The organism is Phenylobacterium sp. (assembly GCF_016793285.1).
Lineage (GTDB): Bacteria > Pseudomonadota > Alphaproteobacteria > Caulobacterales > Caulobacteraceae > Phenylobacterium.
In genome coordinates this window covers 14901-40025 of the sequence record NZ_JAEUMO010000177.1, presented here as the reverse complement: position 1 = coordinate 40025, position 25125 = coordinate 14901, and the positions used below count along the sequence as shown (strand labels likewise).

Here is a 25125-nt window from a genome sequence, read left to right as displayed (position 1 = left end):
GCGAAATCCTCTGGGCGCAAGGGCTGGACTCAGGCGAAGGCGCTGGTATTAGCCCGCGCATTCAAGCCCTGGGGTTCCGATGAAGCTGCTCGCCGGCAACTCGAATCGTACGCTGGCCCAGGCGGTCGCATCCCATCTGGATGTGCCCCTCTGCCGGGCCCAGGTGAAGCGGTTCGCCGACAACGAGGTCTGGGTCACCATCGACGAGAACGTCCGCGGCGAGGACGTCTTCATCCTGCAGTCGACCAGCTACCCCGCGAACGACCATCTGATGGAGCTGCTGGTCTGCATCGACGCCCTGAAGCGGGCGTCGGCGCGGCGGATCACGGCGGTCACCCCCTACTTCGGGTATGCGCGCCAGGATCGGAAGACCGGCGGCCGCACGCCGATCTCGGCCAAGCTGGTCGCCAACCTGATCACCCGCGCCGGCGCCGACCGGGTGCTGACGATGGATCTGCACTCGGGCCAGATCCAGGGGTTCTTCGACATCCCGACCGACAACCTCCTGTCGGCGCCGCTGCTCGCGGCCGACATCAAGGACAACTACGAAAAGCCGAAGGACATCCTGATCGTTTCGCCCGACGTGGGCGGCGTGGTCCGGGCGCTGGCCGTCGCGAGCCGGCTGAACGCCGACCTGGCCATCGTCGACAAGCGCCGCTCGGGGCCCGGCAAGAGCGAAGTCGCCAACATCATCGGCGACGTGACGGGGCGCCGCTGCATCCTCTTCGACGACATGATCGACGGCGGGGGCACCCTCTGCAACGCCGCCCAGGCCCTGGTCGACGGCGGCGCGGCCGAAGTCAGCGCCTACTGCAGCCACGGCGTGCTCTCGGGCGCGGCGGTGGAGCGGGTGGAAGCCTCGGTGCTGAAGGAACTGGTGGTCACCGACTCCATCGGCGCGCCGCAGCACATCGAGTCGTCGACCAAGATCCGCTACGTGAGCTGCGCCAGCCTGATCGGCGAGGCGATCCGCCGCATCGCCAACGAAGAGAGCGTGTCGAAACTGTTCGACTGAGGGACCCGCTCGGGTGAACCGGCTCCGGCCGAGCTTGCCCGAACCGGCGAACGGCGGTTAAGCCAGGGACCGTTCGGGGGCGAATGTCTGAGAATCACCGCTCGCAAGAGGGGGAAGGTCGCCTGATGCTGCTCCGTATTCCGCTCCGCTCCGCCGTTCCGGCCGTGCTGCTCGCCGCAGCACTGGCGAGCTGCGCCGAGGCGCCCCCCCCCCGGATCGCGCCGCCGCCGCCGGCGGCGCCTTCGGTGTCGCTCTCGCCGCGGCTGGTGGAGATGGCCAGCGCCTACAAGAGCTACATCGACCGAACGACGGCCATCGCGCCCACCTTCTCCGACGCCGACAGCGTGCAACGCTCGCTCACTACGGGCGTCGCCTCCGAGCCGACCCAGATGGCGAGGGGCGCGATCGCCTACGCCGCCGTCGTCGCCCTGCAGGACCGGACGTTCGTGGAAGGCGTTCGCGTGTACGCCAAGGACACGGCCCAGCGACGCCAGATCGCCTACGAGATCCTGAAGGACCCGGCCTATGCGGTGGGCATCCAGGGCTCGGCCAGCGCGGCGGGCCTGGTGATCGCCGCGCTCGGCGGCGAGGCCCAGCGGCTCTATGACGGCGGCAAGGCGGTCAAGCAGTCGGCTTACGACGTCCAGAAGCAGCCCTGGTCGAAGGGCGACATCCCCGCCCGTGAAGCGCGGCTCGCCAACGCCAAGAGCGCCGGGGCGTCGGCGATGCGCGGTGACGTCGAGCAGACAGCGCGGCTGCAACAGGCCTCGACCGGGTCGCCTACGCTGGGCGTGACGGCGACCACCGCGTCGCCGCCCTACACGCCCACGGTGATCCGCGGACTCGCCGTGGCGGCGCTCGCGGCGCTGGGAGAGGCCGGCGACGCCAATTTCGACCAGGTCACCGCGCTGGTCGCCGAGCCCAACACCGGCCAGTGCATGAACATGGCCAAACTCAACCTCTATCAGTGCCTGGCCGTGGCGCGCCCGAACTACGAGGACGTCTTCTGCCTGGGGCAGCACGCGATGATGGACACCGGCCGCTGCATGATCCGTGCGGCCGGCCTGCCCGAACCCTACGAGGCCAGGTTCATCCCCAGCGCCGCCTCGGTGGCGAAGGGCTACAACCAGCCCAAGAAGCCTGCGCCAAAGAAGAAGCGGAAAAGCTAGGGCCGTCGGCGGTTCGCTCGAGCGTCGAAGGCTCGGGCCCCGGCTTGGGAACAGACCATTCGGCTTCCCGACCTCGGACCGGCCTGAACGCCGAAGGGTCCAGGCGAAACGCCGCGGGACGGCCGGAGATCGCCCCCACAAAGGCCGGACTGGGCCGTTGCGCCGGCCGGACGTTTTGTGTATCTACGCGCACCCAATTCGACCCGTAAGGGTGTGAAGCCCGTCGCCGCGCGCGAGTCGCGCGGCGGTTTCGTTTTGAAGGCAAGGCCATGGCCGAGATCGTTTTGAATGTTGAAGTGCGCGAGCAGACCGGGACCGGCGGCGCGCGTGCGACGCGCCGCTCGGGCATGGTGCCCGGCGTCCTGTATGGCGGCGCCAAGGATCCTGTGGCCATCGCCGTGAAGTCCAACGAGTTCCGCAAGGCGCTCTACACGGGCAAGCTGCTGGGCCACCTGGTGACCCTGAAGTACGGCAAGGAAACCCAGCCGGTCATCGCCAAGGCGGTCGACATGCACCCGGTGACCGACGAGCCGTGGCACTTCGACCTCTACCGGGTCGACGAGCACCAGCAGATCAAGATCGACGTCAACGTCCACTTCTCGAACGAAGAGGCCTCGCCGGGCCTGAAGCGCGGCGGCGCGCTGGGCGTGACCCTGCACTCGGTCACGGTGTCGTGCCACGCCGACTCGATCCCGGAAGAGATCGTGGTCGACCTCACCGGCCTGGAAATCGGCGACACGGTGCGCGTCTCCGACCTGAAGCTGCCCGCGAAGGTGGAAGCGGCGATCGACGGCGACCTGGTCGTGGCCTCGATCAGCGCGCCGAAGACCGGCCTCGAGGAAGAGACGGCCGAAGGCGCCGAAGGCGAAGGCGAGGCGTAAGCCCTCGCCCTTTCCGAGGGGCTCATGCTGCTCATCGCGGGGCTGGGGAATCCCGGCCCGACCTACGCGAAGAACCGCCACAACATCGGCTTCATGGCCGTGGACGAGATCGCGCGCCGCTGGGGATTCTCCGCGGCGCGTTCGCGTTTCCAGGCCCAGGTGATGGAAGGCGCGATCGACACGCCCGCGGGCGCGGTCCGCACGCTGCTGATCAAGCCGCAGACTTGGTACAACGAGAGCGGCCGCTCGGTGGGCGAGGCGCTGAAGTTCTTCAAGCTGGACCCGGCCCTGGACCTCGTCGTGTTCTACGACGAGATCGACCTGGCCCCCGGCCGCTTCCGGATGAAGGCCGGCGGCGGCGCGGCCGGCAACAACGGCGTGCGCTCGATCACCAGCCAGGTCGGGCCGCACTTCCGCCGTGCGCGACTGGGCACCGGCCATCCCGGCGACAAGGCGCTGGTCCACGGCCACGTCCTCTCCGACTTCCACAAGGCCGACATGCAGTGGGTCGAACCCCTGCTGCAGGCCTGCGCCGACGCCGCCCCCCTGCTGGCCGCGGGCGAGGACGAGAAGTACCAGGCGGAGGTGATGCGGCTGGCCCCGGCGGAAAAGATGGATCCGCGGAAGCGTCGGGACGAGGACTGATGGGCGCGCTGCTTTCGATGTTCCCGCTGTGGATGGTGGGCCTCTGGCTCCTGGCGTGCATCGCGCTCTGCGTTCACGCGGTGCGGACCGGCCGCGAGATGTTCTGGCTCTGGGTCATCCTGGTGTTCCAGCCGATCGGCGCGATCGTCTACATCGTGGCCATCCTGCTGCCGGAGCAACTGCGCGGCGCAGGCGCCCAGCGGCTGGGCGCGGCGGCGCGCGACGCGCTGGACCCGGGCCGGGAGTACCGCGAGGCCAGGCAGGCGGTCGAGGAGACGCCGACGGTCCGCAACCAGTCGCGGCTGGCGCACGCCGCGGCGGCGCTGGGGCGGTTCGACGAGGCCGAGCGGCTCTATGCCGAGGCTGCCCATGGCATCCACGCCGACGACCCCGCCCTGCTGCTGGGCCGGGCGAACGCGCTCCTGGAACTGAACCGCGGCGAAGAGGCGGTGGCGACGCTGGAGCGGTTGACCGCAGAGCCCGAGGGCCACACGCCGGCCGCCACCCTGGCCTTCGGCCGCGCCTACGACGCCGTGGGCCGCACGGCCGAAGCCGAGACCTTCCTGCGCGACGCCGCCGAGCGCGTGCCGGGCTTCGAAGGCATGGCGCGGCTGGCGGCCTTCCTGCGCCGCCACGGCCGCCGCGCCGAGGCGCAGGAGATCGTCGCCGACCTGGACCGGCGGATGGCGAAGCTGCGGGGGCCCTTCCGCAAGGAGGCCCACCACTGGCGCGAGCTGGCGGCGCGGGACGCCTGAGGGGCGAACCCGCGCCGGTGCTGCATCACATGCGGTGCAGGGCGCAGAGCTTGTTGCCGTCGGGATCGCGCAGGTAGGCGAGGTACATCTTGCCCATGCCGCCCTCCCGCACGCCAGGCGGCTCCTCGCAGGACGTCCCGCCGGCCGCGACGCCGGCGTCGTGCCAGGCCTTCGCCTGCTCGGGCGACGAACAGGCGAAGCCGATGGTGCCGCCGTTGGCGTGGGTGCAGGGCTCGCCGTTGATCGGCTCCGACACCGCGAAGACGCCGCCGTTGTGCATGTAGAACATGCGATGGCCGTCCACCATCGAGGGGCCGGCGCCCAGGGTGGCCATGAGCGGGTCGTAGAACTTCTTGGCGCGGGCCAGATCGCTCGTGCCGACCATGATGTGCGAGAACATGTGGGTTCCTCCGGTTGGAAGCGGACCATGCAGGGTTCACCCGCGCGGAAGGCAAGGGCCGCTCGCAGCCGCGTGGCGCCACGGCGGTAGGACCGCGCCGCGGGCTGTGCTAAGCGCGGCGCCTCTCAGAAGGAACTCAAGCTACCCATGGCCCTGAAAGTCGCCATCGTCGGCCTGCCGAACGTGGGCAAGTCGACGCTCTTCAACGCCCTCACCCAGACCGCCGCGGCGCAGGCCGCCAACTATCCGTTCTGCACCATCGAGCCCAACACCGGCGACGTGGCCGTGCCCGAGCCGAGGCTGGACAAGCTGGCCGCCGTCATCCCGTCCAAGGAGATCATCCCGGCGCGGATGAACTTCGTGGACATCGCGGGCCTGGTGCGCGGCGCGTCGAAGGGCGAAGGCCTGGGCAACCAGTTCCTGGCCAACATCCGCGACTGCGACGCGGTGGCCTTCGTCGCCCGCTGCTTCGTCGACGACGACATCACCCACGTCGAGGGCAAGATCGACCCGCTGGCCGACCTGGAGACCGTCGAGACCGAGCTGATGCTCGCCGACCTCGAGAGCCTGGAGAAACGCGTCGTCAACCTGGAGAAGCGCGCCAAGGCGGGCGACAAGGAGAGCGCCCAGACGCTCCGCATGGTCCAGATGGCGCTGAAGGAGCTGAACGCCGGCCGGCCGGCCCGCAAGGCCGAGGTTTCCGCCGAGGACGAGAAGGCGTGGCGGATGCTGCAGCTCCTGACGTCCAAGCCCGCCCTGTACGTCTCCAACGTCGACGAGGCGTCGGCGGCCACCGGCAACGACCTCTCGAAGGCCGTGGCCGAGCGCGCGAGCCGCGACGGCGCCGACCATGTGGTGATCTCGGCCCAGATCGAGAGCGAGATCGCCCTGCTGGACGCCGAGGAGCGCGCCGAGTTCCTGGAGACCATGGGCCTCAGCGAACCCGGCCTGAACAAGCTGATCCGCGAGGCCTATCACCTGCTGGGCCTGCACACCTACTTCACGGTCGGCCCGAAGGAGGCCCGCGCCTGGACGATCCACAAGGGCGACACCGCCCCGCAGGCCGCCGGCGTGATCCACACCGACTTCGAGAAGGGCTTCATCCGCGCCGAGACCATCGCCTACGAGGACTATGTGAACCTCAAGGGCGAAGCGGGCGCCCGGGAGGCCGGGAAATTCCGTCAGGAAGGCAAGGAGTATGTCGTCCGCGACGGGGACGTGATGAACTTCCGCTTCAACGTCTAGGACGGCTTCGGACCGCAGGAGAGGATTTCGAGATGGGCGAGACGATCAAGCTGGCCGGCGCCGACGGTTTCGAGTTCACCGCCTATCACGAGCCCGCGTTCACGCCGCACAAGGGGGGCGTCATCGTCATCCAGGAGATCTTCGGCATCGACCGCCACGTGCGCGCCGACGTCGAGCGCTGGGCCAAGATGGGCTACGAGGCGATCGCGCCGGCGATGTTCGACCGCCTGCAGCGTGAGTTCCACGCCGAGCACGACGACGCGGGCATCAAGGCCGGCATCGAGAAGGCGCGGGCCACGCCGCTGGAGCAGGCGCTGGGCGACATCGCCGCCTGCCGGGACTTCCTGGCGAAGCATGGCGGCAAGGTCTGCGTGGTGGGCTACTGCTACGGCGGCTCGCTGACGTGGCTGGCGGCCTGCAACGTCGAGGGGATCGCCGCGGCGTCCAGTTACTACGGCTCGATGGTGCAGGCGAACGCGGCGCTGAAGCCTGGGTGCGCGACGATCGTACACCTTGGCCGCACCGACCCCGGCATACCGGCGGACGACGTCGCCACAGCCGTCGGCCAGCACAATCCGGACGTGCCGGTCTACATCTACGAAGGCGCCGGCCACGGCTTCAACAACGACAGCCCCGAGCGCTACAACGCCGAAGCCGCCGACCTGGCGCGCCACCGCACCCTCGAGCTGTTCGACAAGGCCTAGGCGCGGTGGGCGAGACCGTCCAGGTCGCGAGCCCGGTCGACGGCTTCCGCTTCGACACCTATCGCGCCGCGCCGACCGAGGCGAGGCGCGGCGGGCTCGTCATCTGCCACGCGATCTGGGGCGTGACCCCACACTTGCGGGACCTCGCCGACACGTTCGCCGCGATCGGCTACGAGGTGCTGCTCCCCAGCCTGTTCGACCGCAGCCGGCGCGGCTTCGCCGAACGCGACACGGATCCGGCCCTGCAGACGCGCCAGAACGGCATGGCGCAGGCCAGCGGCTGGGGCGTGGCCGTCCTGGATGCGGTGCAGGGCGCGATCGACGCGCTCGCGCCGCCGGTGTTCGCCATGGGCTTCTGCTTCGGCGGCAACGTGGCCTGGCTGGCGGCGTCGCGCTGCGGTGGGCTGGCGGCGGTCTCGGCCTTCTACGGCGGCCAGATCGCGACCTTCCTGGACGACACGCCGAAGATCCCGACCATCCTGCACCTGGGCAAGACTGACCCGCTGATCCCGCCCGCCGACGTCGAGGCCATCCGCGCGGCGCATCCTGACCTGCCGGTCTTCGTCTACGAGGCCGGCCACGCCTTCATGGCCCCGAACGGGTTCCATGAGGACTCGGCGCGGCTGGCGCGCCTGCGGACCCTGCAACTCTTCGCACGGAGCGGCGGCGCGCGCGGCGAGGCGTAGGCAGCGCCGCCGACAGCCCCCGGCGCGCGCGACGGCGCCGGGGGCTCAGTCCTGCGCCTCGATCTGCTTCTTCACCTCGGGGTGGCGCTCCAGCACGCGGACCAGAAGCGCCTGGGCGGCCAGGATCCCGATGCCCGCGGCATAGCCGGAGAAGACGCCCGCGGGATATCGGCCGCCGTTCGCCGCGTTCGAGATCTGCCAGTACATGAAGGCCGCGGCGGCGGTCAGCAGGACCACGCCGCCGACGATCGAGCGGACGCTCTGCCCAAAGCCGGCCTGGAAGCTCATCCAGACGTAGCGCGTGAGCGGACGGCGGATGACGCCCAGCGCCAGCGGGAGCGCGAGCGAGAGGCTGAGGAAGATGCCGGGCCAGAGCAGCGTGCGCTGGGCGATCAGCACGGTCTCGCCCGGCAGGCGGTTGAAGGCGTGAACCACCGCCCCGGCATAGATCAGCGCCGCCGTCGCGACGGTGAGATCCTCGGTGCGCTTGAAGTTCCGCCAGGCGGGCGTATGGGCCATGCCCTCGAATGTAAGGCCTCGCGCGGCGGGTATAAGGCGGGAAAGCCCCGCGTCCCGCGGTATGGTGAGGCCGGTGGTCCGGTTGAGTCTCCTCGGTGTCGGATGGATCGCGGCGGCGGCAGGGCCCGCCGCCGCGGGCGAAGTCGCGTGCCGCTACGAGGCGGGCGTGATCACGGCGCCTTCGGTCGTCGCAGGGATCGCGGGGGACTACATCATCGACACGGGCGCGCCGCTCACCACGCTGGACGAGACTCAGGCGCAGGCGGCGGGCTTCGACGGCGCGACGGCCGCCGGCGACGTGCAACTGGCCGGCGCGCGGATGGTCGCGCGACCGCTCAGGATCGCGCCGCTGGACATCCGCACCTGGAACCTGCCCACACCGGCCCCGGGCGTGATCGGGGCGGACGTGCTGAAAGGCTATGTGGTCGACGTGACCTACGCGCCGTGCCGCCTGCGGCTGTCGCCGCCCGGCGAGGCGCCGGCGTTCAGGGGCGAGGCGCTGGCGCTTGGCTGGGACGCCGGTCGCCCGACGGCGGAGGCCGCGGTGGCGGACGGCGCGCACGAGCTCGTGGGCCGCTTCGTGATCGCCACGGGCATGAACGCCCCGATGCGGTTGGCCGACGACGTGGCGGCGGTGCCGGGCGCCGCCAGGCCGGCCGAACTCTATCCTGACGGCGTGTGGCTCGCGCGGCTGCCGGTCGTGCGGTTCGGCGGGGCGGTGGGCCTGGACGTGGCGGCGGGGCTGATGAAGCCCGACGGCGAGGTCGCGGGCGCGCTGGGCGGCCAGGTGCTCGCCAACTTCCGTCTGCGCTTCGACTTCCCGGCGGGAAGGCTGATCGTCGCGCCGGCAAGGTAGCGAGCCTCGCCCGCCTGCTGGTCTTCCGCGGACAAACCCGGGGAAGCGTCCAAACGAAAAGGCCCCGGAGCGATCCGGGGCCTTCGTGTTCCTGCGCGGGGGCCGCCTCAGTGGGCGACGTTGCGCCAGACGCGGCGGTAGCTGAAGTACAGGATGACCGTGAAGATCAGCAGGTAGATCATCGCGCCCAGGCCGAACTGCTTGCGTTCGGTCTGCTTGGGCTCGGCGGCCCAGGCGAGGAAGGCGGTGACGTCCTCGGCCTGTTGCGCCACCGTCGACGGCTTGCCGTCGTCGAAGGTCACCTTCCCGTCGGCCAGCGGAGCCGGCATGGCGATGAAGCCGCCCTTCGGCGCGTGGCCCTGGCCCTTCCAGTAGGGCGCGAGGTCGCCGGCCATGTAGGCGTTGTAGTGCTGGGTCGGCGTCATGGTGAGGCCGGCCGGCGGCGCCAGGTATCCGGTCAGGATCGAGTAGATGTAGTCGGGGCCGCCCTCGCGCGCCTTGGCGATGACCGAGAGGTCCGGGGGCGCCGCGCCGCCGTTCGAGGCGCGCGCGGCCGCCTCGTTCGGGAACGGCTTCGGGAACCTGTCGGCCGGGGTGGCCGGACGCTGGATGACGTCGCCGGTCTCGGAGTCGATGTCCGGGACCTGGATGTCCTTGGCCAGCGACTTCACATAGGGGTTGTCGTTCGGGTTCTTGTACTCCGCGTCGTAGAACGGCCCCGACGATTGCCCGAGGTTGCGGAAGTACATCAGGTCCATGGCGTGGCAGGCCGCGCAGACCTCCCGATAGACCTTGTAGCCCCGTTGCAGTTGGGCGGGATCGAACTTCCCGAAGGGACCGGTGAAGGTCCACTTGGGGTGACGCAGCTCATAGCCTTCGCCCGTGTTGGCCGCGGCCGGACCGGCGACGAGAGCGATCCCCAGAGCAGCGAGCGCGATAGCTTTGCGCAGCATGAGGCTCAGCCCCTCTTTTCAGGCGACGCCGCAGCGCCGGTCGGCGTCGTGGCGGGATGCGACAGGACAGGTTCCGAGATGCCCTCCGGCACCGGCAGCGGGGTTTCCGTCAGGCCGAGGACCGGGAGGATGATCCAGAAGTAGGCGAAGAAGTAGAGCGTCGCCACGCGGCTCAGCCACACCATCGAATTCACGTCGGCGTCGAGCAGCATGAGGCCCGTCGGCGCGCCGATCACCGGATTGTCCGGCAGTTGGCCGCCGCAGTAGCCCAGCACCAGGGCCGCGAGCACGAAGATCCAGAAGTACCACTTCGCGGTCGGGCGGTAGCGCATGGAGCGCACCTTCGACGTGTCGAGCCAGGGGAGCACGAACAGGGTCGCGATGGCGCCGAACATCAGGAGCACGCCGCCCAGCTTGTCCGGAACCGCCCGCAGGATCGCGTAGAACGGCAGGAAGTACCATTCGGGCACGATGTGCGCCGGGGTCACCAGCGGGTTGGCCGGGATGTAATTGTCGGCGTGGCCCAGGACGTTGGGGTTGTAGAACACGAAGGCGCCGAACAGCAGCAGGAACACCCCGATCGCGAAGCCGTCCTTCACCGTGTAGTACGGATGGAACGGAACGGTGTCGGCCTTCGACTTCACGTTCACGCCGGTCGGGTTGTTGTTGCCCGGCACGTGCAGCGCCCAGATGTGCAGGATCACCAAGCCTGCGATCACGAACGGCAGCAGGTAGTGCAGCGAGAAGAAGCGGTTCAGCGTGGCGTTGTCGACCGCGAAGCCGCCCCACAGCCAGGTGGTGATCGGCGGGCCGATGATCGGCAGGGCGCCGAACAGGTTGGTGATCACGACGGCGCCATGGAAGCTCATCTGGCCCCAGGGCAGCACGTAGCCGATGAAGCCCGTGGCCATCATGGCGAGGTAGATCAGGCAGCCCAGGATCCAGAGCACCTCGCGCGGCGCCTTGTAGGAGCCGTAGTAGAGGTTGCGGATCATGTGGAGGTAGACCGCCAGGAAGAACATCGAGGCGCCGTTGGCGTGCATGTAGCGGATGAGCCAACCGTAGTTGACGTCGCGCATGATGCGTTCGACCGACGCGAAGGCGTAGTCCACGTGCGGCACGTAGTGCATCGCGAGCACGACACCGGTGGCGATCTGGAGGCCGAGCATCAGCGCCAGGATGCCGCCGAAGGTCCACCAGTAGTTCAGGTTCTTCGGGGTCGGGAAGTCGAGCGCCGTGTCGTACATGAAGCGCACGATGGGAAGGCGCGTGTCGAGCCAGCGCTCGATGCCGGTCTTGGGCTCGTAGGTGGAAGGTCCGCTCATCGGTTTCAGCCCACCTTGATCTTGGTGTCGGAGAGGAAATCCCAGTCCGGCACGGCCAGGTTCTTGGGCGCCGGACCCTTACGGATGCGGCCGGAGGTGTCGTAGTGCGAGCCGTGGCAGGGGCAGAACCAGCCGCCGTAGTCGCCGCCCCCGAACGTAGGCACGCAGCCCAGGTGCGTGCAGGTGCCGATCAGGACCAGCCACTGGGGCTTGCCCGGCTTGTGGCGCGCCTCGTCCGTCTCGGGGTCGCGCAGTTCCGACAGCGGGGTCGCGACCGCCTTCTGGATCTCGGCGGCGGTGCGGTTGCGCACGAACAGCGGCTTGCCGCGCCACTTGATCACGACCTGCTGGCCCTCGACGACCTTGGAGAGGTCGAACTCGATGGACGCCAGCGCCAGCGTGTCGCCCGCGGGGTTCATCTGGTCGATCAGCGGCCAGGCGATGCCCGCGACGGCGCCGGCGGCGCCCGCGACGGCGGCGATGTGGATGAAGTCGCGCCGGCTTGGATCGGCGTGCGGGTCGGGATTTGCGCCCACGACGGTGTCGGCCACCTTGAAGCTACCCTTCGAAAGGGGCCCGCCGGGCGGTTTGCCCATGAGACCCGAAAGCTCATTACGGCCATCGCCGCCGCGCAAGCGGAAGCGGGCCGTTTCCCGGGACGGTCGGGGGCTGGGCACGCTACACAGAGACGATGCGAACCCTTTGGCCGCGCCCCCGTGATTCGTGCCCCGTCGCCCCGGCCACACCCGATGGCGAGAGGCCTTAGAATGCGTTTGGCGCTTTTTCAACCGGACATTCCGCAAAACCTGGGCGCGGCCATCCGCTTGGCCGCCTGCCTGGGCGTTCCGCTGGACGTGATCGGGCCCTGCGGCTTCCCCCTCAGCGACGCGGCGATCCGCCGCGCGGCCATGGACTACGCGGCCATCGCGGACGTCCGCCGCCACGCCGGGTGGGCGGATTTTCGAGCGGATTCCGCCGGCAAGGGCCGGCTGGTGCTGTTCACCACCAAGGCGGCGGAGCCGTTTCACCGTTTCGCGTTCGAGCCCTCGGACATCCTGCTGTTCGGCCGCGAGAGCGCAGGCGTTCCCGACGACGTCGACGCCGCCGCGGACGCCCGCGTCGTGATCCCGCTGGCGCCCGGCGCCCGCTCGCTGAACGTGGTGACGGCCGCGACGCTGGCGCTGGGCGAAGGGTTGAGGCAGATCAAGGCCTTCCCCGCCCTCCCGGCAGAACAGGCGTCATGACCAACACCACCCTGCCCACCGAGATTCTCGAGCGCCGCGAACGGGCGAAGACCTGGTTCGAGGCGTTGCAGACGCGCATCTGCGCCGAGCTGGAGCGGCTGGAGGACGAAGCCCCGGCCGACCTGTTCCCCGGCGAACCGGGCCGCTTCGAAATGCGGCCGTGGACGCGCGAGACCGGCGTCGGCGGTGGGACCGGCGGATTCCTGAGGGGCCGGCTGTTCGAAAAGGCGGGCGTCCACACCTCGGCGGCGCTGGCCCGCTTCTCGCCCGAGATGGCCGCGACCATGCCGGGCGCCGACAAGGATCCATCCTACGTCTCGGCCTCGATCAGCCTGATCGTCCACCCGCGCAGCCCGCGGGCGCCAACCGTACATATGAACACCCGCTTCCTCTCGACGGCCGAAAGCTGGTTCGGCGGCGGGGCCGACCTCACGCCGATGGTCGACGAGCAACGCAGCCAGGACGCCGACGACGCCAAGCTGTTCCACGCCGCGATGCAGGCGGCCTGCGACGCCTTCGATCCCGAGTGGCACGCGAAGTACAGGGCCTGGTGCGACGAATACTTCTACCTGCCGCACCGGGGCGAGACGCGCGGCGTGGGCGGCATCTTCTACGACCGGCACAACACCGGCGACTTCGAGAAGGACTTCGCATTCACCCGGGCCGTGGGCGAGGCGTTCCTGGACGTCTATCCGAAGATCGTGCGCCATCGCATGGCGGAGCCGTGGAGCGAGGCCGACCGTCAGCAGCAACTGGTGCGACGCGGCCGCTACGTCGAGTTCAACCTGCTGTACGACCGGGGCACGATGTTCGGCCTGAAGGCCGGCGGGAACATCGAGACGATCCTGTCGTCGATGCCACCGGTGGCGGCGTGGACCTGAGACCTGGATGACGACGCTGGCCGAGCGACTGGGCTACGGCCCCGACGAGAAGCTCCTGATCGTCAACTGCGACGACCTGGGCAGCTCCGCTTCAGCCAACCGCGCGATCGCCGATGTCGTTGACCGCGGGCTGGCCACCAGCGCGACCCTGATGGTCCCCTGCCCCTGGGCGCTGGACGGCGCGGCGCGGGCCAGGAACGGCGGCATCGGCGTGCATCTGACCCTCACCTGCGAGTATCCGGCCTACCGCTGGCGCTCGCTGACGAACGCGGCCTCGCTGCACGACGAGACGGGCTACATGCCCGCGACGATCCAGGCGGTCTGGGACAATGCCGACCTGGCCGATGTGCGCGCCGAGTGCCGGGCGCAGATCGAGCAGGCCCACGCCTGGGGCGTCGACGTCACGCACCTCGACGCGCACATGGGCACCATGCAGCTCGACCCGCGCTATTCGGCGATCTTCCTGGAGCTGGCGGCCGAGCATCGCCTGCCGGTGCGGATGTTCGGGACGCGGGTCGAAGAGACGTTCGGGTTCGCCGCGCGGCAGCCGGCGAGCGACGCGGGGGTGGTCTACCCTGACCACACCATCGACATCTGGGCGCGGTCGCGCGGGGCGTTCGCCGAGCGGATGGCGCGCCTGAAGCCCGGCGTGACCGAGGTGTTCTTCCATCCGGTCGAGGACGGGCCCGAGTTGCGCGGCTACGACCTGAGGGAGCCGGACATCCGGGTCGGCGACTACGCCGAGATGCTGTCGCCCGGCTACCGCGAGGCGATCGAGGCGGCCGGCGCAAGGCTGATCAGCTTCGCGCCGCTGCGCGACCTGATGCGGGCCGCCTGATGGTCGAGGTCCGTCCCTACCGCGGAGGCGACCTGCCGGCGCTCTACGACATCTGCCTCAAGACCGGCGACGACGGCGCCGACGGCACGCACCTCTACGCGGACCACCGGATCATCGGCGAGATCTTCGCCGCGCCCTACGGCCTGCTGGAGCCGCAGCACGCGTTCGTGGCCGAGGACGAGCAGGGCGTCGCCGGCTACATCCTGGGCACGGCCGATACGCGCGCCTTCGAGGCGCGGCTGGAGGCCGAGTGGTGGCCGGCGCTGCGGGCCCGATATGCCGACACCGCCGGCGTGCCGCTGCGCGAGCGCACCCGCGAGCAGTGGGACGCCTACTACATCCACCACCCGCCCGCGAACCCGCAGGCCGTGGTCGATCTCGCGCCGGCGCACCTGCACATCGACCTCTTGCCGCGGCTGCAGGGCAAGGGCGTCGGCAAGCGGCTGATGGACACCTGGCTCGCCGCCATCGGTGGGCGCGCCCACCTGGGCTGCCAGCCGCCCAACGTGCGGGCGCAGCGCTTCTACGAGCGCTACGGCTGGCGCAGGCTGGACGAGATCGGCCCGAAGAGCGTGTGCTGGATGGTGTTCGGCGCCTGAGCGGCCGGCGACGCCTGCGTGGCCTACGAGCCGCGCAGGAAGGCGTTGATCCAGGCGCCGACCCTCGCGCGGTCGTCGGGGCGGCCGAAGCTGGCGATGGCGGCGTCGGCCTGGGCGTCGGGATAGACCCTGCCGCGGCGGGCTTCGATGAGGGCGGCGGCGTAGGCCGGGTCGAACTCGGGATGCGGCTGCATCGAGATGGCCGGCTGGTCGCGCCAGGCGAGCGCGGCGAAGGGCGTGAAGGCGCTGCGGGCGACGACGTCCGCGTGCGGCGGCGCGGCGATCACCTGGTCCTGGTGCGAGGCCGGCAGGCGGATGGCGGTCGCGCCGTCCATCCAGGACTCCTGCGACACCACGTCGTAGGCGTGCTCGCCGATGCCCCAGCCCTTGGGCGACTTGGTCACCTCGCCCCCGAACGCCTGCGCCATGGCCTGGTGGCCGAAGCAGACGCCCACCAGCCTGGCCCGGCCCCTGGCGGCGCGCAGGAAGGCCATCAGTTGGCCGATCCACGGATCGTCGTCATACACGCCGGCCGCCGAGCCCGTGACGATGTAGGCGTCGCAGTCGTCCGGGGCGGCCGGATACTCGCCCTCGTCGGCGGCGTAGGTGACCCAGTCGTAGGCGTCGGGGCCTAGCAGGTTCATGAACATGTCCGGGTAGGTCCCGAACTGCGGGATCGCCGGCTTCGGCGGCCGGCCGGTCTTGAGGATGCCGATCTTCATGGAGGCGCGGGCCGCATCAGTACGCCATCCCCTGGGCCACGGCCTTCAGCTTCTCGATGGCGGAGAACCTGTCGTCGAGGAAGTCGTGGTCGATCCACCAGTCCTCGACCTCCTTCAGCACGCGGCCGACCAGCGGGCCCTTGGGCACGCCGGCATTCATCACGTCGGCGCCGGTGAGCGGCATGGCCGGCGGGCTCCAGCTCTCGGCCAGGGCGATCAGGCCGCGCCACTGCATCGCCGCCGCCGTGCCGGGCGCGGACGCCCAGGCCAGCTTGGCGCGGTCGCGCACGGTCTCCTGGCCCACGGCGTAGACGGCGCGGCGGATCTCGCGCGGGCTCATCCAACTCCTGAGCTCAGGCATCGGCGCCAGCGCCGCGAGGATGCGGTCGCGGTCGTCGTTGGAGAGGCGGACGCGACCGGCGAACCCGCCCGCGGCGACCTGGTCGTCGGGCAGCAGGGCGGCGAGGCGCAGGGTCGGGTCGCAGTCGAAGAGCTGGTCGGCTTCGATGCCCACCAGGCCGTCGAAACGGTCGAGGTCGGCCGGCGCCTTCAGGATCACCTCCAGCACGCCGGCTCCGGCCATAAGGCGCACCGCGTCCCTGGGGTCGTCGGCGGCCAGAAGCTTCAAGAGTTCCTTCGAGATGCGTTCGGCGGCCAGGTGGTCGATCTGGTCCTTGAGCTTCGCGCACGCCGCCAGCGCCGCGGCGTCGGGCGCGCCCCTGCCGAACCAGGCGTGGAAACGGAAGAAGCGCAGGTTGCGCAAGTGGTCCTCGGTCAGCCGCTGCTCCGGGTCGCCCACGAAGACGATCCGGCCGGCGCGCGCGTCGGCCACGCCCTGTCCGGTGGGGTCGAAGATCGAGCCGTCGCGGCGTGCGTAGAGCGCGTTCAGCGTGAAGTCGCGGCGCTGTGCGTCCTGCGCCCAGTCGTCGGTGAAGGCCACCGTCGCACGGCGTCCGTCGGTCGAGACGTCGCGGCGAAGCGTGGTGATCTCGTGCGGCAGCTTCTGATTCACCGCCGTGACGGTGCCGTGCTCGATGCCGGTGGGAACGGCCCGGATGCGGGCCGCCTTCAGGGCGGCCGTCACGCGCTCTGGGGTGAGCGTGGTGGCGATGTCGATGTCGTCGATCGGCCGCCCCAGCAGGGCGTTGCGGACGCAGCCGCCGACGAAGCGGGCGCAGTCCGGCCCGCCCTCGGCTTCCAGGGCGTCGAAGACCGCCGCCGTGGCCGGCGCGGTGATCCAGGGGCGTAGGCCGAGGCTGTCGGTCATGGCTCCCGCCTACTAGGCCAGGGCCGCGCCGTACAGGCGCTCGTAGAGGGCGCGCAGGATGCCGGCGGTGGCGCCCCAGATGTACTGCTCGTCGTGGGTGGTCGCATAGAAGCGGCGCTTCTCGCCGGTGGGCAGCTCGCGCTCGTGCTCCTCGTAGTTGGCCATGTCCATCAGGAAGGCGAACGGGGTCTCGAAGATGTCGGCCACCTCGCCGGGGTTGGCGATGAGGCTGAAACCGGGGCGCACCAGGCCCACGACCGGCGTGATCAGATAGCCCGTGCCGGTCTGGTAGGGCGTCGACAGGCCGATGGGCGCCACGAAGCGCGGCTCCAGTCCGACCTCCTCGTGGGCTTCGCGAAGCGCCGTCTGGACGGCGGTCTCGCCGGGATCGCGGCGTCCGCCGGGCAGCGCGACCTGCCCGGTATGGCGGCGCAGGGTGTCCGCGCGGCGGGTCAGCAGGACGTTCACGCCGGCGTCGCGCTGGACGAGGCCGATGAGGACGGCCGCAGGCGTCAGGTCCCCGATCTCCTGGCCCGACCAGCCGCCGGGCGTCAGGTCGAAGTCGGACCGGCGCCGCCCGTCCGTCGCGGTTTCGTCGTGCAGCGGGTCGAGGTGCTCGGCGATCCAGTCGGCGAGCTCGTGGACGGGGCCGTGGGCGTTCATGCCTCCCTCACGCCGGACCGAGCGCGAACCAGGCGTCGCCGGAGCCGACGCCGAGCATCGGGCCGGCGGGCGTGTCGCGTTCCTCGGCCATCTCCACCAGTTCGTAGAAGACCGGCCGCGCGATCAGGGCCTCCAGGCCGCGGCGGACATGCAGGTAGGGGCGCGGCTCGCCGTCCGGCGCGGTTTCGACGCGGATGGCGTGGTCCGGGCCGGCCACGACCTCGTCGCCGACGTTGGTGAGGAACTTCAGCGCCTCGCCCCCCTTCTCGTCCTGGGCTCGGTCGACGCGGACGGCCACGAACGGCGCATCCTCGACGGTGATCCGCATCTTTTCGACCGGCGTCACGAGATGGAAGCCGTCGGGGTCCTTGCGCAGGACGGTCGAAAAGAGCCGCACGAGCGCCTCGCGCGAGATCACCGCGCCCTCATGGATCCAGCGGCCGTCGGTCTTGATGACGATGTCGATCTCGCCAGCGTGGGCCGGGTTCCAGAGATGGACGGGCGGCAGGCCGCGACCCGGGGCCTGTTCGGCCGCCCGGGCGAAGCCTTCGAGGTTGGAATGGCCGCCGCTCACCCGGGGAAGGTAGGGGCCGGAGGGAGTCGCCTCAAGCTCGGGGGCGAACCGCGCCGTCCAGGGGCACGTCCCGGAACCTGAGCGAGAGAACGCGGTTCGGGTCGACGGGACCGGGCATCGCGACGCCCGGGGCCACGGAGAACCCGGCGCGACCGAAGTAGGGGATGTCGCCGACGAGGACGACGGCGACCTCGCCCGCGGCCCTGGCGGCGGCGCAGGCGCGCTCGACCAGCATCATGCCGAGGCCATGGCGGCGGTCGCCTTCCTCGACGGCGATGGGCCCGAAGAAGGCCACAGGCTGCTCGCCCACGGCCGCGCGCCACATGCGCACCGTCCCGATCACGCGGCCGGCCTCCAGGGCGACGAACGACATCTCGGGCGCGAAATCGGCGAACTCGCGGACCCGCTCCGACGACTTGGCGAAACGGCCGGGGCCGAAGGCGCGGTTCAGCAGCGCCTCGATCTCGGCGGCGTGGGCCGGAGCCTCGTTGGCGAAGGTGAGCGCCGGCGCGGGCCGGCTGGAGCCGGAGGACGTGGGCTCAGGGGGCATGGGCTTGTCTCGGATGCGAGGACGACGTCGCGACGGGGGCGCCCGCCGGGCGGATCAGATGGCGCGCTGGGCCAGCGGACGTCGTCGCATCTGAAGGGCCCTCCGGGCCGTTGGACAAGGACGGCGCAGATAGGGCGAGAGCCGGCCTGCGTCAACGGGATTGCGACGAAGTGCGGCGCAAGGCAGGGTCACCGGCGCCCCATGTCCGAGACGCCCGCGCCACCCGACGCCTCCAGCGACGACGATGTCGTCCCCTCCGCCCGAGCGCTGCTGAAGGAGCGCGACTACCTGGTCTTCTGGGGTACGCGGTGGACCGGCAGCTTCGCGAGCCAGATCCAGAGCGTGGCGATGGGATGGCAGATGTACACCCTGGCCCGGCAGACGCGGTCGGTCGAGGAAAGCGCTTTCCTGGTCGGGATGATCGGGCTGGCGGCCTTCATCCCGGTGTTCCTGCTGACGCTGCCGGCCGGCGAGGCGGCCGACCGCTACGACCGCAAGAAGGTACTGCTGCTCTGCCTGACCGGCGAGATCGTCAGCGTGCTGGCGCTGGCCATCGCCACCGTGAACCAGGTGGCGACGCCCGCCCTGCTGCTGGCGATCGCCGCGCTGTTCGGCGCCAGCCGGGCGTTCTTCGCGCCCGCCAACACGGCGCTTGGCCCCATGCTGGTGCCGCGCAAGCTCCTGCCGCGCGCCATCGCCTGGAACTCCCTGGCCTGGCAGACCGCCTCGATCGCGGGGCCGGCGGCGGCGGGCCTGCTCGTCGCGCGCTCGGCCGAGACGGCCTACTTCACCACCTTCGCCCTCTACGGCCTCTCGGCGACGCTGGTCGTGATGATCCGCGGCAACGCCAAGCCCGACGTGACCCCAGGGTCCCGCTGGCAACTGGTGAAGGAGGGCCTGGCCTACGTCTGGCGGCAGAAGATCGTGTTCGGCGCGATCTCTCTCGACCTGTTCGCCGTGCTGCTGGGGGGCGCCACCGCGCTGCTCCCGGTCTTCGCCCGCGACGTGCTGCACGTCGGACCCGAGGGCTTCGGCATCCTGCGCGCGGGCCCGGCGATCGGCGCGACCGCCGTCGCGCTCTATCTGGCGGCCAACCCGATCCGCCGGCACGCCGGGCGGATCATGTTCCTGGGCGTCGCGGCGTTCGGCGTCGCGACGGTGGTCTTCGGCCTGTCGAAGTTCATCTGGCTGTCGGTCGCCGCTCTGGCGGTGCTGGGCGGGGCCGACATGCTGAGCGTCTACGTGCGCCAGACGCTGGTGCAACTGGTGACGCCCGACCACATGCGCGGGCGCGTCGCCTCGGTCTCCTCGGTGTTCATCGGCGCCTCCAACGAACTGGGCGAGTTCGAAAGCGGGATCGTGGCCCGCCTGCTGGGTCCGGTCGGCGCCGCCGTGTTCGGCGGCGTGGGCGCCGTCATGGTCACCGCGATCTGGGCCCGCCTCTTCCCCGACTTGCGCCGGGCCGACCGCCTCGAATAGAGGTCTCCCATTCATTTGGGAGGATTTCGGTCATGGGCGCATTGGACGGACGCGTGGTCCTGGTCACGGGCGGCGGCAACGGCATCGGGCGGGACTGCGCCCTGATCGCGGCGCAGGAAGGCGCCATGGTGGTGGTCAACGACCTGGGCGGCAGCCTGAAGGGCGAGGACGAGGGCTCCGCGGGCCCGGCCGAGGCGGTCGCCGCCGAGATCCGCGCCGCCGGCGGCAAGGCGGTCTCCAACTCCGACAGCGTGACCGACCTGGACGCCTGCTACGGCATGCTCGAGCAGGCCAAGAAGGAGTTCGGCGGCCTGCACGCCGTGATCAACCCGGCCGGCATCCTGCGCGACGTGATGTTCCACAAGATGAGCGAGGCGGAGTGGGACGCGGTGATCAGCGTCCACATGCGCGGGTCGTTCAACGTGGCGCGCGCCACGATCGAGCACTTCCGCGACCAGAACGACGGCGCCTACATGTTCTTCACCTCGACGTCGGGCCTGTTCGGCAACATCGGCCAGGCCAACTATGGCGCGGCCAAGATGGGCATCGCCGGACTCTCGCGGATCATCGCCATGGAAGGCGCCCGCAACAACGTGCGCTCGAACTGCCTGGCTCCGGTCGCCTGGACCCGCATGACCCAGTCGGTGCCGGTGAAGGACGAGGCCGCGGCGGCCCGCCGCGCGGTGATGGCCGAGAAGGTCCGCGCCGACCAGCCGGCCCGTTTCTCCGTCGCCATGGTGACCCCGGCCGCAGCCCACGTCTCGGGCCAGATCTTCGGCTCGTCGGGCGAGAACATCATCCTCTACAGCCAGCCCCGGCCGGTCGAGACCGTCAGCAAGCCCGAAGGCGAGAGCTGGACGGTGCAGTCGATCCTGGACGAGGCGGTGCCGAAGATGGCTCCCAAGTTCTTCGACCTGAACCGCGGCCCCCTGCCCGGCAACACGCCGGCGCAGAAGCAGCCGGCGTAGGCCCCGGACCTCAACCTCCCGCCCCTGCGTCGGCAGCGGCGGGAGCGTCCGCCATCGCGGCCGCGCCGGGCAGGCGCGGGCGTTTCGTGGCGCCCGCGTTGCGCCGCCTCGCGCGATGAACCTCGGCCTGTCCCACATCGGCACAACGCCCCGCGCCGCAGCCTCCGCGCTGACGCCGGCTGCGCGCGCGCCGGCGGCGGCCGTCGCGACCGACCTGGCGACCGCGGTGACGGCGGTGAAGCCGGTCGTCGCCGTTTCCAGCGCCGCCGCGGCCCGGCAGCAGACCCGCGACCAGGTGATGGCCGAGCAGGGCATCGACCAGCTCGGCCTCTTCCGGATGAGCTCGCAGGATCGCATCCGCGCCGAGACCTCGATCCTGGTCGAGGCGGCCCGCCGCGACCTGGCCGCCGGCAACCAGCGGCGCGCCGAGATCCGACCGAACGGCAACTTCCTCGATCTGCGCATCTGAGCCTTTGGCCCGCGGGGGCGGGTCGGCTATCAAGCCTGCGCCATGAGCCACAACACCTTCGGACACCTCTTCCGCGTGACGACCTGGGGCGAGAGCCACGGGCCGGCGCTGGGCTGCGTGGTCGACGGCTGTCCCCCGGGCCTCCCACTCAGCGAGGCCGACATCCAGCCGTGGCTGGACCGACGCCGCCCGGGCCAGGGCAAGTTCGTCACCCAGCGCCAGGAGCCGGACGCGGTGCGCATCCTCTCGGGCGTGTTCAGCGACGAGCGCACGGACGGACAGGTGACCACCGGCACGCCGATCTCGATGATGATCGAGAACGTCGACCAGCGCAGCCGCGACTACTCCGAGATCGCCCAGGCGTTCCGGCCGGGCCACGCGGACTACGCCTACTTCGCCAAGTACGGCGTGCGCGACTATCGGGGCGGCGGGCGCCAGTCGGCGCGCGAGACGGCGGCGCGGGTCGCGGCCGGCGCGGTGGCGCGCAAGATCCTGGACGGCGTCACCATCCGCGGCGCCGTCGTGCAGATCGGGCCGCACGCGGTGGACCCCGGACGGATCGACTTCGGCGTCACGACCGACAACCCCTTCTGGGCGCCGGACCCTGAGGTCGTTCCCGTCTGGGAGGACCACCTGGAGACGGTGCGCAAGTCCGGTTCGTCGACCGGGGCCGTCGTGGCCGTCGAGGCGACCGGCGTGCCGGCGGGCTGGGGCGCGCCGCTCTATGCCAAGCTGGACGCCGAACTGGCGGCCGCGCTGATGTCGATCAATGCGGCCAAGGGTGTCGAGATCGGCGCGGGGTTCGCCGCCGCCGCGCTGTCCGGCGAGGAGAACGCCGACGAGATGCGGATGGGCAACGACGGCCCGATCTTCCTGTCGAACCAGGCCGGCGGCATCCTCGGCGGCATCTCCACGGGCCAGCCCGTGACGGCGCGCGTCGCCTTCAAGCCGACATCATCCATCCTCAGCCTGCGCCGCAGCATCAACGAGGCCGGCGACGAGATCGAACTCAGGACCAAGGGGCGCCACGACCCCTGCGTGGGCATCCGCGCCGTGCCCGTGGTCGAGGCCATGGTGGCGTGCGTCCTCGCGGACGCATTTCTGCGACACCGCGCTCAACTTGGGCGCGAAGCGTTCGTTCCACCCCGCGGTTGAAACCGACCGCCCGGACTACCCAGCCGGGCAACCGACTGAAGCTTCATAAGAATCTGTTCAGATACCCGCGCTATTCCGTTGACGGAGTCGCGCGGCGCGCCTTATCCACTGTCCCCGTTCACCGAGCGCCGTTTTCGAATTTTCAGTATCCCAGGGAGCCGCGTGCGTTACGAACTCCTCCGAATTCTGGTGGTGGACGACAACCACTACATGCGCGTGCTGCTGGCCGAGATTCTGCGCGCCATCGGGGTGGTCCACATCTTCGAAGCCAACGACGGGGCCGAGGGCCTCCAGGCGATGCGGGACAACACCATCGACATCGTGATGACCGACCTGTCGATGCAGCCCCTGGACGGGATCGACTTCGTGCGGCTGCTGCGCAACTCGCCCGACAGTCCCAACCAGCTCTGCCCCGTGATCATGGTCACCGGCCACTCCACCTTCCAGCGTGTCAGCGAGGCGCGCGATGCGGGCGTCAGCGAGTTCCTGGCCAAGCCGCTCACCGCGCGCGGCGTGATCGAACGGATCCACCAGGCGGTGGAGCATCCGCGCACCTTCGTCCGCACCGGGGACTATTTCGGTCCCGACCGGCGGCGACGGAACGACCCGGGCTACGTGGGCAGGCGCCGTCGCTCGACCGATCCGGTCGAACAGACGGCCGGGTAGGCGTCAGAGGTTGAGCGCGCAGCTCTCGCCGATGGTGGGGCGCGAGACGAGCACGCGCGACAGGCCGGGGAACTGCGGCGTGAGGCGTCCGGCGAAATAGAGGCAGATGTGCTCCAGGGTCGGCCGCTCGAGGCCGGGCTTCTCGTTGAGCAGACCGTGGTCGAGTTCGGCCGCGACGCCCTTCAGCGCCGACTCCAGGTCGGCGAGGTCGGCGACCCAGCCCACCGGTTCCCGGGTCTGGCCGCGCACCGTGGCCTCCACCCGGAACGAGTGGCCATGCAGGTTCGAATAGGGCCTGTGCTCGGGCCCGTCGGCGAAGTAGTGCGCCGCGTCGAAGGTCGCGGCCTTGGTGATCTCGAAGATGGGTTGGGTCATCGCAACGAAATGGGCGGTCCCGAGGTCCGAAGCCTCAGGCGATGCCGAGGTATTTGTGAGTTTGCACGCTTAAACGCCAGCGAGGGTGTTCGAGGCAATAGGCGATGGCCGCATCGGTGTTCGCCTGCCGGTCCGGCCCATCCATGGGCTGCAGCAGGAAGCGCTCGAAATCGAGTCCTTCGAAGCGCTCGGGCGGGGCCTTGGTCTGCGGGAAGACGAGCTTCAGTTCCTGACCGCGCGTCTGGACGACCGGCGCGTCGGCCTTGGGGCTGACGCAGATCCAGTCGACGCCGCCGGGCGCGGGGAGCGTGCCGTTGGTCTCGAGCGCGATCGCGAAGCCGCGGGCGTGCAGCGCCGCGATCAGGGCCTCGTCGACCTGCAGCAGCGGCTCGCCCCCGGTAAGCACCGTGAGACGCTGGTCCGGGCCGCCGGTCCAGGCGGCCTCGACGGCCGCGGCGAGGGCGTCGGCGTCGGCGAACCGGCCGCCGCCCGGGCCGTCCATCCCCACGAAGTCGGTGTCGCAGAAGGTGCAGACGGCCTTGGCGCGGTCGCGTTCCAGCCCGCTCCAGAGGTTGCAGCCGGCGAAGCGGCAGAAGACCGCCGCACGCCCCGCCTGCCCGCCCTCGCCCTGGAGGGTCAGGAAGATTTCCTTGACCGCGTAGCTCATAGGGCCGGCCTGCCCGCCTCGGCCCAGGTGTCGTAGCCCTTCTGGCGCAGCTCGCAGGCCGGGCAGGTTCCGCAGCCGTGGCCCCAGGGATGCAGGGTCCCGCGTTCGCCGAGGTAGCAGGTATGGCTTTCCTCGACCGTGATCGCCACCAGCGGCTCGCCGCCGAGCTGCCGGGCCAGCGCCCAGGTCTCGGCCTTGGTGAGGCGCATGAGCGGGGTGTCGATGCGGAAGTCCTGCTCCATCCCGAGGTTCAGCGTCCGCTCCATGGCGTCGATGGTCGCGCGGCGGCAGTCGGGATAGCCGGAGAAGTCGGTCTCGCACATGCCGCCCACCAGCACCTTGAGGCCGCGGCGGTCGGCAAAGGCGGCGGCGTAGGTCAGGAAAACGAGGTTCCGGCCCGGCACATAGGTCGACGGCAGGCCCTTGCCGGTGATCTCGATGGCCCGCTCCGAGGTCATGGCCGTTTCGCCGATCGTCCCGAAGCTGCGGATGTCCAGCACATGGTCCTCGCCGAGCCGGGGCGCCCACTGCGGGAACTCACGGGCGATGCGCTCGCGCACGCGCCGGCGGGCCTCCAGTTCGACGGCATGGCGCTGGCCGTAGTCGAAACCGAGGGTCTCGACACGATCATGCCGCGAAAGCGCCCAGGCGAGGCACGCCGTGGAGTCCTGGCCGCCGGAAAAGAGCACGAGAGCGCCGTCGTTCATCGGCGCCCATATGGCGCTTTCGCCCCGCTGGGGGAAGCGACGCTAAGGAAACTTCGGTGTCTCGGGCGCCACACTGGCGCTCGCAATCCCTTGCAGGGCTTGGCTTTGCGTTGACACGGCGGCGTGCCGGGCCGAGCTTCGCCGGCGC

At 70.5% G+C, this 25125-nt stretch carries 31 protein-coding genes; 18 read left to right on the top strand and 13 right to left on the bottom strand.

Annotated elements, in window-relative coordinates; translation table 11 throughout:
* Positions 1-79: 79 nt before the first annotated feature.
* The 5 genes from JNL41_RS15665 (at position 80) to JNL41_RS15645 (ending at position 4465) form a co-directional block, all read left to right on the top strand.
* Positions 80-1015 (top strand): ribose-phosphate pyrophosphokinase, encoded by a 936-nt coding sequence (locus JNL41_RS15665; protein ID WP_293476523.1) that lies wholly within the window; start codon positions 80-82, stop codon positions 1013-1015.
* A 125-nt stretch (positions 1016-1140) separates the two neighbouring features.
* Positions 1141-2184 carry a hypothetical protein gene (locus JNL41_RS15660; RefSeq protein ID WP_293476521.1) on the top strand — a complete coding sequence of 348 codons (1044 nt, stop codon included), beginning with the start codon at positions 1141-1143 and terminating at the stop codon, positions 2182-2184.
* A 269-nt stretch (positions 2185-2453) separates the two neighbouring features.
* Positions 2454-3065 (top strand): 50S ribosomal protein L25/general stress protein Ctc, encoded by a 612-nt coding sequence (locus tag JNL41_RS15655; RefSeq protein ID WP_293476519.1) that lies wholly within the window; start codon positions 2454-2456, stop codon positions 3063-3065.
* 24 nt (positions 3066-3089) lie between these two features.
* Positions 3090-3710: an aminoacyl-tRNA hydrolase gene (pth, locus tag JNL41_RS15650; RefSeq protein ID WP_293476517.1), complete on the top strand. Its 621-nt coding sequence runs from the start codon at positions 3090-3092 to the stop codon at positions 3708-3710.
* The gene (locus JNL41_RS15645) at positions 3710-4465 is read left to right on the top strand and encodes a tetratricopeptide repeat protein (RefSeq protein WP_293476515.1); all 756 of its coding nucleotides are present in this window, start codon (positions 3710-3712) and stop codon (positions 4463-4465) included. Before pth ends, JNL41_RS15645 begins: the two co-directional genes overlap by 1 nt.
* 25 nt (positions 4466-4490) lie before the next feature.
* On the opposite strand, the gene JNL41_RS15640 is transcribed toward JNL41_RS15645, so the two are convergent.
* Positions 4491-4865 carry a VOC family protein gene (locus JNL41_RS15640; protein WP_293476513.1) on the bottom strand — a complete coding sequence of 125 codons (375 nt, stop codon included), beginning with the start codon at positions 4863-4865 and terminating at the stop codon, positions 4491-4493.
* Between the two features lie 147 nt (positions 4866-5012).
* On the opposite strand from JNL41_RS15640, the gene ychF reads away from it, so the two are divergent.
* From ychF to JNL41_RS15625, 3 genes are read left to right on the top strand one after another with little or no spacing between them, the layout of a single operon-like run.
* On the top strand, positions 5013-6110 hold the full coding sequence (gene ychF / locus JNL41_RS15635) for a redox-regulated ATPase YchF (protein ID WP_293476511.1): 1098 nt from the start codon (positions 5013-5015) through the stop codon (positions 6108-6110).
* Positions 6111-6142: 32 nt separating this feature from the next.
* A complete protein-coding gene (locus JNL41_RS15630) occupies positions 6143-6814 on the top strand; it encodes a dienelactone hydrolase family protein (RefSeq protein WP_293476509.1) in 672 nt (223 codons plus the stop codon).
* Positions 6815-6819: 5 nt separating this feature from the next.
* The gene (locus JNL41_RS15625; RefSeq protein ID WP_293476507.1) at positions 6820-7500 is read left to right on the top strand and encodes a dienelactone hydrolase family protein; all 681 of its coding nucleotides are present in this window, start codon (positions 6820-6822) and stop codon (positions 7498-7500) included.
* A 45-nt stretch (positions 7501-7545) separates the two neighbouring features.
* On the opposite strand, the gene JNL41_RS15620 is transcribed toward JNL41_RS15625, so the two are convergent.
* Positions 7546-8019 carry a hypothetical protein gene (locus JNL41_RS15620; RefSeq protein ID WP_293476505.1) on the bottom strand — a complete coding sequence of 158 codons (474 nt, stop codon included), beginning with the start codon at positions 8017-8019 and terminating at the stop codon, positions 7546-7548.
* 82 nt (positions 8020-8101) lie between these two features.
* Here JNL41_RS15620 and JNL41_RS15615 point away from each other — a divergent pair, with 82 nt between their 5' ends.
* Positions 8102-8875, top strand: a complete 774-nt coding sequence (locus JNL41_RS15615; RefSeq protein ID WP_293476503.1) for an aspartyl protease family protein — start codon at positions 8102-8104, stop codon at positions 8873-8875.
* Positions 8876-8982: 107 nt separating this feature from the next.
* Here the strand turns inward: JNL41_RS15615 and JNL41_RS15610 are convergent, their stop codons facing one another.
* From JNL41_RS15610 to petA, 3 genes are read right to left on the bottom strand one after another with little or no spacing between them, the layout of a single operon-like run.
* Positions 8983-9828 carry a cytochrome c1 gene (locus JNL41_RS15610; RefSeq protein WP_293476501.1) on the bottom strand — a complete coding sequence of 282 codons (846 nt, stop codon included), beginning with the start codon at positions 9826-9828 and terminating at the stop codon, positions 8983-8985.
* A gap of 5 nt (positions 9829-9833) precedes the next feature.
* Entirely contained in the window at positions 9834-11153 is a 1320-nt protein-coding gene (locus JNL41_RS15605; RefSeq protein WP_293476499.1) for a cytochrome b N-terminal domain-containing protein, read from the bottom strand.
* Between the two features lie 5 nt (positions 11154-11158).
* Positions 11159-11704, bottom strand: coding sequence for a ubiquinol-cytochrome c reductase iron-sulfur subunit (gene petA, locus JNL41_RS15600; protein ID WP_293476536.1), 546 nt, complete (start codon positions 11702-11704; stop codon positions 11159-11161).
* A 216-nt stretch (positions 11705-11920) separates the two neighbouring features.
* On the opposite strand from petA, the gene JNL41_RS15595 reads away from it, so the two are divergent.
* From JNL41_RS15595 to JNL41_RS15580, 4 genes are read left to right on the top strand one after another with little or no spacing between them, the layout of a single operon-like run.
* Positions 11921-12397 carry a TrmH family RNA methyltransferase gene (locus tag JNL41_RS15595; protein ID WP_293476497.1) on the top strand — a complete coding sequence of 159 codons (477 nt, stop codon included), beginning with the start codon at positions 11921-11923 and terminating at the stop codon, positions 12395-12397.
* Positions 12394-13278: an oxygen-dependent coproporphyrinogen oxidase gene (gene hemF / locus JNL41_RS15590; protein ID WP_293476495.1), complete on the top strand. Its 885-nt coding sequence runs from the start codon at positions 12394-12396 to the stop codon at positions 13276-13278. Before JNL41_RS15595 ends, hemF begins: the two co-directional genes overlap by 4 nt.
* A 7-nt stretch (positions 13279-13285) precedes the next feature.
* The gene (locus JNL41_RS15585) at positions 13286-14116 is read left to right on the top strand and encodes a polysaccharide deacetylase family protein (protein WP_293476493.1); all 831 of its coding nucleotides are present in this window, start codon (positions 13286-13288) and stop codon (positions 14114-14116) included.
* Positions 14116-14715, top strand: a complete 600-nt coding sequence (locus JNL41_RS15580; RefSeq protein ID WP_293476491.1) for a GNAT family N-acetyltransferase — start codon at positions 14116-14118, stop codon at positions 14713-14715. The genes JNL41_RS15585 and JNL41_RS15580 overlap by 1 nt, the downstream gene beginning before the upstream one ends.
* Before the next feature lie 23 nt (positions 14716-14738).
* Here the strand turns inward: JNL41_RS15580 and JNL41_RS15575 are convergent, their stop codons facing one another.
* The 5 genes from JNL41_RS15575 to JNL41_RS15555 are packed head-to-tail and all read right to left on the bottom strand — an operon-like array spanning position 14739 to position 18491.
* Positions 14739-15437 (bottom strand): type 1 glutamine amidotransferase, encoded by a 699-nt coding sequence (locus JNL41_RS15575; protein WP_293476489.1) that lies wholly within the window; start codon positions 15435-15437, stop codon positions 14739-14741.
* 16 nt (positions 15438-15453) lie between these two features.
* Positions 15454-16704 (bottom strand): CCA tRNA nucleotidyltransferase, encoded by a 1251-nt coding sequence (locus JNL41_RS15570; RefSeq protein ID WP_293476487.1) that lies wholly within the window; start codon positions 16702-16704, stop codon positions 15454-15456.
* Between the two features lie 12 nt (positions 16705-16716).
* Positions 16717-17367 (bottom strand): CoA pyrophosphatase, encoded by a 651-nt coding sequence (locus JNL41_RS15565; RefSeq protein WP_293476485.1) that lies wholly within the window; start codon positions 17365-17367, stop codon positions 16717-16719.
* A 7-nt stretch (positions 17368-17374) separates the two neighbouring features.
* Entirely contained in the window at positions 17375-17941 is a 567-nt protein-coding gene (locus JNL41_RS15560; RefSeq protein ID WP_293476483.1) for a DUF1285 domain-containing protein, read from the bottom strand.
* Positions 17942-17972: 31 nt separating this feature from the next.
* Complete coding sequence (locus JNL41_RS15555; RefSeq protein ID WP_293476481.1) at positions 17973-18491, bottom strand: N-acetyltransferase; 519 nt, start codon at positions 18489-18491, stop codon at positions 17973-17975.
* 201 nt (positions 18492-18692) lie between these two features.
* Here JNL41_RS15555 and JNL41_RS15550 point away from each other — a divergent pair, with 201 nt between their 5' ends.
* The 5 genes from JNL41_RS15550 to JNL41_RS15530 all read left to right on the top strand — a co-directional run bounded on the left by JNL41_RS15550 (position 18693) and on the right by JNL41_RS15530 (position 23228).
* Positions 18693-19970 (top strand): MFS transporter, encoded by a 1278-nt coding sequence (locus JNL41_RS15550; RefSeq protein ID WP_293476479.1) that lies wholly within the window; start codon positions 18693-18695, stop codon positions 19968-19970.
* A gap of 32 nt (positions 19971-20002) precedes the next feature.
* Positions 20003-20938, top strand: coding sequence for an SDR family NAD(P)-dependent oxidoreductase (locus JNL41_RS15545; protein ID WP_293476477.1), 936 nt, complete (start codon positions 20003-20005; stop codon positions 20936-20938).
* A gap of 115 nt (positions 20939-21053) precedes the next feature.
* Entirely contained in the window at positions 21054-21407 is a 354-nt protein-coding gene (locus JNL41_RS15540) for a hypothetical protein (RefSeq protein WP_293476476.1), read from the top strand.
* Positions 21408-21449: 42 nt separating this feature from the next.
* Positions 21450-22562 (top strand): chorismate synthase, encoded by a 1113-nt coding sequence (gene aroC, locus JNL41_RS15535; protein ID WP_293476474.1) that lies wholly within the window; start codon positions 21450-21452, stop codon positions 22560-22562.
* A 162-nt stretch (positions 22563-22724) separates the two neighbouring features.
* Positions 22725-23228 carry a response regulator gene (locus JNL41_RS15530; protein ID WP_293476472.1) on the top strand — a complete coding sequence of 168 codons (504 nt, stop codon included), beginning with the start codon at positions 22725-22727 and terminating at the stop codon, positions 23226-23228.
* A gap of 3 nt (positions 23229-23231) precedes the next feature.
* Here JNL41_RS15530 and JNL41_RS15525 read toward each other — a convergent pair whose 3' ends face one another.
* From JNL41_RS15525 to queC, 3 genes are read right to left on the bottom strand one after another with little or no spacing between them, the layout of a single operon-like run.
* Positions 23232-23603, bottom strand: coding sequence for a 6-carboxytetrahydropterin synthase (locus JNL41_RS15525; RefSeq protein WP_293476470.1), 372 nt, complete (start codon positions 23601-23603; stop codon positions 23232-23234).
* Positions 23604-23637: 34 nt separating this feature from the next.
* Positions 23638-24270 carry a 7-carboxy-7-deazaguanine synthase gene (queE, locus tag JNL41_RS15520; RefSeq protein ID WP_293476468.1) on the bottom strand — a complete coding sequence of 211 codons (633 nt, stop codon included), beginning with the start codon at positions 24268-24270 and terminating at the stop codon, positions 23638-23640.
* Positions 24267-24977, bottom strand: coding sequence for a 7-cyano-7-deazaguanine synthase QueC (gene queC / locus JNL41_RS15515; RefSeq protein WP_293476466.1), 711 nt, complete (start codon positions 24975-24977; stop codon positions 24267-24269). The genes queE and queC overlap by 4 nt, the downstream gene beginning before the upstream one ends.
* Positions 24978-25125 lie beyond the last annotated feature (148 nt).